Source organism: Flavobacterium sp. IB48 (genome assembly GCF_016405855.1).
In the GTDB taxonomy this organism is placed as follows: domain Bacteria; phylum Bacteroidota; class Bacteroidia; order Flavobacteriales; family Flavobacteriaceae; genus Flavobacterium; species Flavobacterium ginsengisoli.
In genome coordinates this window covers 647,061-658,190 of record NZ_JAEFCA010000004.1, presented here as the reverse complement: position 1 = coordinate 658,190, position 11,130 = coordinate 647,061, and the positions used below count along the sequence as shown (strand labels likewise).

Here is an 11,130-nt window from a genome sequence, read left to right as displayed (position 1 = left end):
AATTAATTGCTGCTTCGTCAGAAAAATTTTTAATAGCGTCAACACTTACTCCCAAAGCTTTTGCAATCTGTTTTAGCTTTTCTTCATCAATCGTTTCGCTGTTTTCTAAAATAGATATCGCCTGTTGGTTTGTTCCTAAAGCCTGAGCCAAAGCTTCTTGCTTCATATCACGAAGTTCACGAATTCGGCTAATTTTTCGCCCAATATGGCTTGGTTTTGTAAATGTGCTCATAATTCAAATATTGCTTATTAAACAAAAGTACGATTTTTGAGACATGAAATTAAATAAGTTTTAAGTTTTTAGGTTTCTGAAATTCTAAAATGCTAAGTTTTGACAAAGTTAAACCATATTTCAAAATGAAAGAAATGTCTTATTTTATTATTTAAATGTCTTTTTAGGGAGTTTAATGGAAAACATAAGGATTAGTTTTAAACATACTAACCTTATAGCCATTTAATTATGAAAAGATTGAAAAAATCGCTAGTACTTTTTCTAGCGTTTGGCACTGTCATTTTAACCAACAGTTGCAACAATGAAGAAGTTGACACAGGTCAATTAAGAAGTCAAGATCCTAAAATTAATCAAGCCAAAGATTGGTTCGAAAGCTACAAATCAAATTCTACAACCAATAAATCAGAACAGGGAGAATTTACTGAGGCTTTTAGAAATCTTGATTATTATTGGGAAAATGCTCAAGTAATCAAATTGAGCAATAACGCTACAGGGATAACTGTACCCATTAAGGACAATCCCGAAGATCCTGAGTACAAAGGGCAGAAAATGTTATATTTGTATGAATCAGATTCAAAATATCAAGCATTAATTCAGGAGATTTTTCCAGAATCAGAAGATAAAATTGATGACGACCAAAAAAAGCTAGGTTTTGAGGACTTAACTTTATTTAGCGGTTATATCATCACTTGGGATTTAAAAAAAGGCTTTTTAAAAGGAGCCAAATTAAAAGATGGAATAGTTATTGGCGATGTACGAAATATAATAACGCTATATGACCAAGATGTAAAAAGTGACATGACATCAAAGATGATAGAAATGTTTGATGATAGTTCCAATTATGGCGGAGAACGTGATGATACATTACAAAGAGGTGGAACTGCAGCAATTCCGTTAAATAATGTTATTGTTGTACAAAAATCTCCTGCTCCTGCTCCTAGAGATTTTAGTATTGCTGGTGCTTTTGGAGATAGAAGTTCTAGTGGGAATTCGGGAACTCCTACGGGAGGTGGAGGAAGTGGAATAACAGCACCAACACCTGAAAAAATTATTGATGAACTTACTGGTAGGGCAAAATGTATTTTCGAAAAATTAAAAAACTCAAGCTCTGGATTTGAAAATGCAATTAAAAAATTTGACGGAGAATTTACAGTAAGCCACATGAAATTAAGTATTAATAATGCATTACCAGCAAATGTATATGGTCAAACTCTTTTACCTAATAATTTTGTAATAGAAGTTCAGATAAATAATAATCGTTTGAGCAATTTATCGGATTTAGGAAGTGCTACAGTATTTGCTCATGAAATTATTCATGCTGAGATATATCGAAAAATGTTGTCTGCTGCTCAAATAGGAACTTTAATGCCAGACAGTAGCAATATGAATCCTCAACAACAGGTAAACTATGTTAACTCTCTAAAAAACAGCTTTCCAGGATTATACGACTATTATTACAAAAGATGGAAGCCAACATGGAATCACGAAATGATGGCTAATCATTACAGAAGTACTATTGCAAGTATTATTAAGCAATTTGACAACAATCGATTGCCCCTATCTACATATGAATCGATAGCGTGGCTTGGTTTAGGAAAACTAGATACAAATATTACCACAATTGCTTGGGATAATTTATCTTCAGAACAAAAAGCAATGACTACAAAATTAATCAATGAATATATTTATAAAGGTCCTTCAAATTGTAACTGATTATGAAAAAAACTATTTATCTCTTAGCATTTCTAACAATTAGTTTTATAAATGCGCAAACAAAAGAAAGTGATTATTTTACTATATACAAAGGAGGAGAAAAATATTTAAAGCCTTTAAAATATATCTTATTTGATGAAGTAAGAAATAGTGAATTTGAAAAAAAAGAAAATAAAAATAAAATTTACTTTAACACAGAAGGAGAAAGTTTCATTTTTGATATAAAAAAACACAAAAAAGATACTTGCTCTATTGATATTTTAAAAAAACTTACACTTGAAAACACAACTAATTTAAAAAATGAGGCTTGCAAATTTTTCAAAAAGAAAAAAGAAGAAGTAGAAAAGAAAAAAAATATTACATTAATTTATCCTCCAGCGGGTTGCCAGTATTGCTTTAAGGTTTATATATTAGAAAAGATAGGCAATAATAAATTAATTAAGTATGAGGTAGAATGGGCGCATTCAAATTTATAAGAAACTCCAAACAAAACTATTTCTTGTTCCTAAATTGATTATTTCTTTAATAATAATTTATTGCTTATAAAAACCATACTATCCTTAAATCTTAATTATGAAAATAAATTTGTTATTAATATTTTTCTTGGTTGTTAATTTACAAGCTCAAGAAAAGCTGAAAGACACATTCTTTTTTAAATTGGACAACTCATATATTTATGAGTCAAAATCTATTGCCAATAAGTTTTTACTTAAAGACAAAAATAGTGACGAAGAGTTTTACTTTAAAGGGGTTGGAACCTTGAATAATTTAAAACCGAAAAAAATACTTTGTCTTAAAGACTTTATAAGAACTCCAAAATATTATAATAAAAGCAAGAAGCAAAAATTAAACAATTCCGAATTGGTAAACTTTTTTAGTTCTATAAAAGTCTATTTGGTTAAAAAAAAGGATACTGAAAACGAATACATTGAAGTAAATCCAATTCTTGTGTTCTATGATTAATACTTTCTAGAACTATCTAGCTCAATTTCAATATAAAACATAATCCAACACTTTAAAACTTCCAATTATCCATAACAAATTTGTAAATATTACTATTGACGATCTTTCTGAGAACTTTTCAGAAATAAGTGATTGTTTAAAGAAGTACTATCCAATAGGAATAACAAGAGAAGATAAAAATTACTTTTCTTACCCAGGAATTGCGGCATTAAATGAAATAATAAAGAAAAATAGTAAAAAAGATTATTATGAAAAAGAATGGAATATTGGTCTTTTAGAAAAATTGAAATTAGATTTTCATGACATATCTGGGAGCACAGCTGGATTAGTGCCAAATTTTTCGGGAGTTATAAGACTAAAAAATACGATAGAGAGTCGAACAGAGTTACACTTTTATAAAAGCTTAATTGGTAATTATTTTACAATTGAGATTTTAGAAAATATTCATCTTAAGGAAATTTCACATCCTGTTTTTGGCAAACGAAAATCTTGGGCTATTGAAAATATAATTGTTTCACCTGTTGGAGAATATGAAGAAGTTTTCCTTAAAGTATATCAATCAATTACCACAAAATATAAGGGAGTAAAATTTCTCCCTTATGTTTTTGATTTGTATAGAATAACCAATTTAGATGTCCCTTACAAGTCAAATAGCGAACAAGTAACAATTGCTGGAGCATTTTTTCAAAAATTTTCTTCTTACGATAAATCAATCACAATAATAGGAGATATTAATTATGAAATTGATAGATTAAAAAAAGATAGTGATAATGTTCAAAATGACGGCAAGTTCAGATAGAAATACTAGGTAGAAAGCAGAGATAGTAATTAGCAATTTGAGAGTCATTGTGCTCACTGCTCTACCTTGTATTCGTGCTTGATTTGGTTTAATCCAAAGACAGATCAAATAACACTTAAAACAAATAAATCATGTTCATAAATTTACGAGTTTCAAAGTTTATTGCAGTACTATCTTTTTTATTAACTTATGGCGTTCAAGAGAATGGAGTACCAAATTTTATTCTTTTAATTATATATTTCAGTCAGTTTTTGCACGACCTCTTTAATAACACGTCGTCAATACTTTGGCAAGGATTAATAGCCATTCCTATATCTGGTCTGCTTGTTTTATTTTTAAGAAGCAGAAATTATAAAATTTTGCTGAGCTGTTTTGTAATTTTATTGTTTATAATGTTTTACATTACAGGGCTAGTATACAATTATAAGAGAATAAATGATGCATTTACAATTCCAGCAATTTTATTCCTGATATCTTCCGTTTATACTATAACATTAGCAAAAAAAAGTAGTCGCTTAATATCAGATCTTCCTGAAAAAATAAAATGAAGAAGTTTTGTATTATAATATTCCTAGTTAGTTTTCAGGCCTTTTCTCAAAATCATCAAAATTTTGTTTTTGAATTTGATAAAAAAACAGATGAAATCGTTTTTAGAAAAAACATTGAAAAGAAAGAAATATCAGGTTTTAAGATTTTGACAAACAAAAGGAAAATGTTTTTTAGTTCAAACTCAATTGGCAACAATTCTAAATTAGAGATAAATACTAGCAGAGAACAGTTAAATACTATTTTGCAAAATGACAATGCAAATCAAACGTATCATTTTTTTGTTTATTTAAAAGACAAAAATAAATACTATTCTGTTGACCACATTGTTCGAAAAATTAGTTGCCAATAAGATAACCATGTCATTGATTATAGAATTATTATAAATGTTTAATGTTTTTTTAATAATCAAAATATATGAAAAAACTAACTAGAAATTATTTGTTCTTTTTTGCAATCTGTATTGTAATGCTTGTCTATTTTTACTTTGTTCAATACTTTTTTACAATTAATATTTACGATACTTATTACGTTGTAAGTTATTTTTATTTGATACCATTAATATTAATTATTGGCTCTCTTATTTATATTCAACAGATACTTGTTAAGAAATTGGAAAAAAGATAAAGAAATCCTCAGATAGTCGTCGTTTAAAATGGCTACTATATATTTTGTCACCGAATTCATACTTTAAACTAAACACATTAACTAGAAACTATTTAGCTTTTTTTATAGTCTGTTTTTGCTCGTGTATTTATTTATATGCGACCGAATGTTTTTATTTAGCAAATTTTAATGGTTCTTTTCAAATTATTAATTACTACTATTTTGTATTGCCTTTATTTGCAACTGGTAGTATTTATTACTGGAAAGTATCTCGAAAACTTAAGAAGTAATATAATGCTTTTTTAACGACAATAAAATTCAGATAATTATGGACATGATTGTAAAAGACTACAATTATTCGTTAATGGCTTGGCAAATTTTTTGCTTACTTTTCGGTTTATTTTTTTTGATCACAATATTTTATTTGCTGTACAAAATTTATAAAAAGTAAAATAAAATGCTTCCACGAGCAAAAACTCGAAATTTGAAACAAATTCATAACAATGTTTTGCTCTGTGTGAGGGATAGAGCCAAGCTACCGAAGTAGCGGCGAAAGCCCGACTGCAATTAAAAAAAGACCCAATGAACGCAACTTTCGTTGCCAAAGATATGTCGTAACAAAAAAACCTCGTAAGCAAATGTCTTACGAGGTTTTTTATTTATAGCTAATAATTTTTATTGACCGCCAAGTCCCACTAAAGTAGGATATTTTCCGCTTGTAAATTTCCAATTAGCAGAAGTCCAAGTGCTACTGTAAGGAGTTGCTGTTTTCATTTCGGCCGTTGTTTTTCCAACTGCTTTACCACCATCATCAGAAGTTGTTTGTCCTGTTGTCTCGATATCCCAAAAACAATCTGGCGCTGAACTCCAGTTAAAGTTGTAGCCAACTAGTCCGCCTCCAGTTTTAAGATTTCCTGTAGCATAACAATTAACGATTTCATATGCGTTTTTCCCCATAAGAGCTCCAGCATATTTATATGTACCAGATATTGAACCTGTCGCATAACAATTTTGCACATCGCACTCGTAATTATATCCTACTAACCCTCCAATTACCGAGTTAGATACTCCTGTAACATTAACTTTACTATAGCTATTTAAAAGTTTACCTGGCTTACCGTTAGCATCATTATTAATTCCTACCAAACCGCCAATTTCTGCCGAAAATCCTGTAGAACTAACAGAACCTGTAGTGTAACAATGAGAAATTGTTCCTCCTTGATTATTTCCAACCAAAGCACCAACAGTGCCTCCAGTAGTAATATTTACTGAGGTAAATCCAATATTCTTAACAACTGCTTTTGCCCCCATTATAGAAATAAATCCAACATAATCTGTGCTGCCACCTTTAATGGTCAAATTTTTAACAACATGACCATCGCCATCTATAATTCCTTCGAAAGTATAAAAATCTCCAATAGGAGTCCAACCTCGAGTTGCATAGTTTTCACCAATTGGGTAATCGGTACCATTTACTTCTGGCATTGTAATATCATTCATCAATTTAAAACTTTCAGTAAGTTTTAAGGCTGGCGTTGCAAGCTGCTCTGGAGTGTAAATACCATAAGGATTTGTATTCTTGTCATAAGCAGGTATTTTAATGGTATAGGTCTTTTTTGTTTTACCATCTGCAGCTGTAATAGTAAAAGTAAAACCTGTAGAGTTATAATCGCTTTCTTGGTTATCTCCAGATTGTGTCATTTCTGCTCCAGCTGGTAAGATCGGAAATCCGCTAACAAAATCAAGATTAGCAGGAGCATTATTAAAAATATTTTCTCCTTCTTTAAGTGCAGGTAATTCCCAATATACATCAGAGAAACCTCCTTCAAAAGCAAAGCCAAGTACATCAGCCGAATTAGGAGGTGCAATTGTATAATTTTGAGTACTTCCATCCTCTGCAGTAACTGTATATGTTATAGCCTTACTAAAATCGTTTTTGGTAGTTCCGCTAACTTGTGTAACAGAACCTACGGTAACTTTTGCTCCCGTTGTAGTAAAAGTAGCCGCTAAACTAGTTAAGTCAACATCAGCAGGAAATACGATAGTTATTGTATGTTCTTTTTCATTAATTGTACCTGTTATTGCAGGATTAACAAAAGAGAATGCAGTAATTTCTTTAGAACTGCTAGTCGCTGGTCCTTCACCTATTGGTTCATCACTAGAACATGAATACCCAACGGCAATAAATAATGCAAGCATACTCACATATTTACAAAACGATACAGTCGATTTTCTTTTTTTTAGCATTTTAAATTAAGTTAGATTTATAGAAATATTTCTGTTTTTGGTTTATTATAATTAATCGATATGTTGTTAAAATATTGCCAAAATTATTTAATTGGTTTGTATTATACTTACGGCTTTCCTCATTTCACGCTGGTTTTTACATTTATTTTTTTCAAATCAGTTTTTACCTCTCACTAAAAAGACGCTATAAATTATTTTCTTACTTATTTTATAAAAATCATATATTTGAAACAATACTATTTGCAACACTAAAAGCCAAAAGAAATGGGAATATTCAATAATCTATTTAAGAAGAAAGAAAAAGAAACAGCTTCAACAAATACTCAAACTAATCAAAAGATCAGTTTTACTTCTGAAAATGATTTTTTAGAAAAATTTGGAGCTCTTGCTTTAGAAAAACAAAGAAATCTATATGAAGTTACAGGCGGACTTTCTTGGAATGTTAATATGGATAATGAAGAAATTACTTTTGGAGACCATCTAACTTTTCCAATGCAGGTTTTGGGTTCATTTTCTCATTCTTCAGAAACTTGGCTTTGGCTTTGGGATAATAAAGCAGGCGGCTACGCTGAGTCTGTAATGAAACAAGCGCTTTCATTAAAGAAATATGGCGAAGAAAATAACATCGAATTATTAAGTATTGGAAAATTTGATGCTGTTCAGAACGATTTACATCTTATTGGAATGGTTGCCACAACAATGTTTAATTTAAGTGGTTATTATCTCGGAAATTATGGTCAAGGAACAATGGTTGTTACCATTAAAGACGATTCGATTGATAATATTGAAAGTGAAGAATTCTCTAGAATTATCACTGTTTTTCCAGAATTGATTTCGACTTTTGAAATTCAAAACCACAAAAATGCTTTTTCAAATTATCTTTCTCAAAAAGGTTATGAATTAACTGTAAATGGTAATGAAGTTAAAGCGCAAAAGAATGATAAAGTAATTACTGCGACCTTTAATGAAAACAATCTTTTGATTAATTTAAATGGTAATTCTTAAGATTATTTAAATCAAAAACTTGAAACTTGAAATAACAACAAAGCATATATTCGCGTGAGAGATAGAGCCAATCCGCCGCGGCGAAGGCGAAAGCCAGACAGCAATAAAAAAAAGACCCAATGAACACAAAGTTGATTGGGTCTTTTTTTTATTGGTGGCACGCCCAAATAATTGATTTCTAATTTAAAAACTTTAAATATCTTTTATTTTGGAATCTGGTCCAGATCGATAAGCAATTGGCGCGGCCATTTTTTCTATTGGTTTCTTTTCTTCTTCAAACAATAATTTAATATTCTCGTAAGAATTTTTAAGTGCTTCTTTAATTTGTTCGGGGTTTAACCACGCTACTTTTTCGATTCCTTCTTCGATTTGTCCGTGTGGTGTTCCTTCAAAATCGGAAAACATTTCGAACCAATGCGTGATTTTAAGTTTGTATTTTCCGTTGCGTTTAAAGATGTGATAGGTTTTTTGAAGTTTATTCGTAATACGAAGCTGGTTTACCCCTGTCTCCTCCTCTACCTCACGCATAGCCGTCGCTTCAATGTCTTCCCCTTTCTCGATTCCGCCTTTTGGCAGGTCCCATTTTCCGTTTCTAAAGATAAACAAGACTTCGCCTTTCTTATTGTAGACAAAGCCTCCGCCTGCTTTATTCACGGGAATCTTGGCTTTAAGGGTTTTCATTATCTCACTTTCGTCGGGATGATATAGAATGGCTTTTTGAATTTTATTTTGAAAAATTTTTATAATAAGCTGTTCGATATCAATACTCTCCAACAAGAACAATTGGAAATCTGTTTCACGCGAGATTTCATTTGTCAAAAAAAGTGGTTTGTCGTTTACAAAAACTTTATACATTTGTACTATGATTTTTAATAAAGATACTGCCGAAAAAACAGCCGAATTGCTTTTGCAAATAAATGCAATTAAATTGAATCCCGAAAATCCTTTTACATGGGCTTCTGGTTGGAAATCTCCTATTTACTGCGATAATAGGTTAATTCTTTCATTTCCGAGCATCAGAAACTATGTTCGTGATGAGTTTGCTAAAAACATCGAAAAACAATTTGGAAAACCTGATGTGATTGCTGGTGTTGCTACTGGAGCCATTGGGGTTGGAATTTTGGTTGCCGAAAGTTTAGGACTTCCGTTCGTATATGTGCGTCCAGAACCTAAAAAACACGGTAGACAAAACCAAGTGGAAGGTTTTTTACAAAAAGGACAAAATGTTGTGGTTGTTGAGGATTTAATTAGTACCGGAAAAAGCAGTTTAATGGCTGTAGAAGCTTTAAGAAGCGAAGGCGCTAATATTAAAGGTATGGCCGCTATTTTCACATATGGTTTTGGAGTTGCAGAAGAGAATTTTAAAGAAGCTAACATTGATTTATTCACTTTAAGCAACTATGAAAATCTTTTAGATTTAGCAGTTCAAAAACAATACATCACAGAAGATCAACAATCGACTCTGTTGGAATGGAACGCAAGTCCATCAACTTGGGGACAAGAGTAAGATTTTAGATTTTAGAATTTCTACTAATTCTAGCTTTGCGAACTTAAATAAAGCCAAAGTAACATAAAAAATCCTGCGTCTTTGCGGTAAAAAACATTTGCGGTAAAACAAAAAAACAAAAAACAATATGAACTTAGAAAGTCCAAAAGTTACAGTTCAGAAATCAGCTCAAGATTTATTCGATCAATTGACTGACGTGAAGAATTTCGAAAAATTAATGCCAGACAACATTGCTAAATTTGAAGTAACTGGCGAAGACGCTTTTATTTTTGGATTGAAAGGGATGCCTGAAATCAAATTAAAAATGAAAGATAAAGTAGCTCCAAACAAAATTGTTTTGGGTGCTGCAAGTGATAAACTTCCGTTTACACTAACTTCAAACATTGACACTATTTCTGATTCAGAAAGCACTGTTCAATTATTTTTTGAAGGCGAATTCAACGCTATGATGGCAATGATGGTTAAAGGTCCAATTAGTAAGTTTATTGAAACTTTAGCAAACAATATGAACAAGCTTTAATAATGGTAAATTATAAATTAAAAGTCCAATCTAACGATTGGACTTTTTTGTTTTTGTCATTTCGAGGAACGAGAAATCACACTAGTAGCTCGACAAAGTATTCCCTTATCTATGCGGAATCCCGCGTGTGATTTCTCGTTCCTCGAAATGACAAATAGTACGGTTTATTCACTTGGAAGAAAAAAAACTTAGAATCTTAGCATCTTAGAACCTTAGTAGCTTTAATAAAGCATTTTAACTTCTTTGATCTCAAACTCTGCAATAGAATCGTCTTCTAGCAAAACCTGTAGTTTTCCAAAAGGAGAAACGCCTTGAATGATTCCCATAAAATCTTGTTCATTATTGTCTCTAAACGCTGTTGGAACGCCTTTTTTGAATAAAAAATTAAAGTACTCGTTCCAGAAATTTTGAGATTCAGTTTTCCAAAACTGAATCTTTTCTTTTAGTTTTTCAACAATTAAAATTGCTATTTCTTCTTTGTCAAAAGGTTCTCCCGAAATTACTGCCAGTGAAGAAGCGTTAGGCAATTCGTCAAAATCGGTTTGATTGACATTGATTCCAATTCCGACAACTGACACAATTCTGCCATCACTTTTTAAGGTATTTTCGATTAATATGCCAACAAGTTTCTTATTGTATGACAGAATGTCGTTTGGCCATTTAATACAGATATCAGGAATATTTAACGATTTTAAAACCTCTGCAATTGACAAAGCGACCAAGACACTTAAATTGAAAACTTCTTCATTACTAAAGAGAAAATCCTTCACCAAAACGCTCATAGTTAGATTTTTACCCGCTTGAGTCTTCCATACACCACCTACTTGACCTTTTCCTTTTGTCTGATTTTCAGCTGTTACCACAGTGAAATTCTCCAGTTCATCCTGACTTGCTAATGATTTTAGAAAGTCGTTTGTAGAATCTATGGCATCGAGTTTGATTAGTTTCATTAAATAATTTAAATATCTTAGTTTAATATTTTGTTAAGGTTC

11 protein-coding genes are annotated in these 11,130 nt (G+C 31.0%); 7 read left to right on the top strand and 4 right to left on the bottom strand.

Annotation, left to right across the window (positions count from 1 at the left end; genetic code table 11):
- A partial coding sequence (locus tag JC605_RS16425) for a helix-turn-helix domain-containing protein (RefSeq protein ID WP_198857224.1) occupies window positions 1-232 on the bottom strand: 232 nt, incomplete at its 3' end.
- Between the two features lie 228 nt (window positions 233-460).
- On the opposite strand from JC605_RS16425, the gene JC605_RS16420 reads away from it, so the two are divergent.
- The 4 genes from JC605_RS16420 (at window position 461) to JC605_RS16405 (ending at window position 3,707) form a co-directional block, all read left to right on the top strand.
- Window positions 461-1,945, top strand: coding sequence for a hypothetical protein (locus JC605_RS16420; protein WP_198857223.1), 1,485 nt, complete (start codon window positions 461-463; stop codon window positions 1,943-1,945).
- Window positions 1,946-1,947: 2 nt separating this feature from the next.
- The gene (locus JC605_RS16415) at window positions 1,948-2,421 is read left to right on the top strand and encodes a hypothetical protein (protein WP_198857222.1); all 474 of its coding nucleotides are present in this window, start codon (window positions 1,948-1,950) and stop codon (window positions 2,419-2,421) included.
- A 97-nt stretch (window positions 2,422-2,518) separates the two neighbouring features.
- Window positions 2,519-2,908 carry a hypothetical protein gene (locus JC605_RS16410; RefSeq protein ID WP_198857221.1) on the top strand — a complete coding sequence of 130 codons (390 nt, stop codon included), beginning with the start codon at window positions 2,519-2,521 and terminating at the stop codon, window positions 2,906-2,908.
- A gap of 283 nt (window positions 2,909-3,191) precedes the next feature.
- Entirely contained in the window at window positions 3,192-3,707 is a 516-nt protein-coding gene (locus tag JC605_RS16405; RefSeq protein ID WP_198857220.1) for a hypothetical protein, read from the top strand.
- A 1,827-nt stretch (window positions 3,708-5,534) separates the two neighbouring features.
- On the opposite strand, the gene JC605_RS16400 is transcribed toward JC605_RS16405, so the two are convergent.
- Entirely contained in the window at window positions 5,535-7,106 is a 1,572-nt protein-coding gene (locus JC605_RS16400) for a GLUG motif-containing protein (RefSeq protein ID WP_198857219.1), read from the bottom strand.
- Window positions 7,107-7,370: 264 nt separating this feature from the next.
- Between JC605_RS16400 and JC605_RS16395 the strand changes: the two genes are divergently transcribed.
- Window positions 7,371-8,111 (top strand): DUF6882 domain-containing protein, encoded by a 741-nt coding sequence (locus JC605_RS16395; RefSeq protein ID WP_198857218.1) that lies wholly within the window; start codon window positions 7,371-7,373, stop codon window positions 8,109-8,111.
- 192 nt (window positions 8,112-8,303) lie between these two features.
- On the opposite strand, the gene JC605_RS16390 is transcribed toward JC605_RS16395, so the two are convergent.
- Window positions 8,304-8,966 carry an NUDIX hydrolase gene (locus tag JC605_RS16390; RefSeq protein WP_198857217.1) on the bottom strand — a complete coding sequence of 221 codons (663 nt, stop codon included), beginning with the start codon at window positions 8,964-8,966 and terminating at the stop codon, window positions 8,304-8,306.
- Window positions 8,967-8,973: 7 nt separating this feature from the next.
- On the opposite strand from JC605_RS16390, the gene pyrE reads away from it, so the two are divergent.
- Both pyrE and JC605_RS16380 read left to right on the top strand, forming a co-directional pair.
- On the top strand, window positions 8,974-9,618 hold the full coding sequence (pyrE, locus tag JC605_RS16385; RefSeq protein WP_035648398.1) for an orotate phosphoribosyltransferase: 645 nt from the start codon (window positions 8,974-8,976) through the stop codon (window positions 9,616-9,618).
- 127 nt (window positions 9,619-9,745) lie between these two features.
- Window positions 9,746-10,138, top strand: coding sequence for an SRPBCC family protein (locus tag JC605_RS16380; RefSeq protein ID WP_198857216.1), 393 nt, complete (start codon window positions 9,746-9,748; stop codon window positions 10,136-10,138).
- Window positions 10,139-10,359: 221 nt separating this feature from the next.
- Here JC605_RS16380 and JC605_RS16375 read toward each other — a convergent pair whose 3' ends face one another.
- The gene (locus tag JC605_RS16375) at window positions 10,360-11,088 is read right to left on the bottom strand and encodes a biotin--[acetyl-CoA-carboxylase] ligase (protein ID WP_198857215.1); all 729 of its coding nucleotides are present in this window, start codon (window positions 11,086-11,088) and stop codon (window positions 10,360-10,362) included.
- Between the last annotated feature and the right edge of the window lie 42 nt (window positions 11,089-11,130).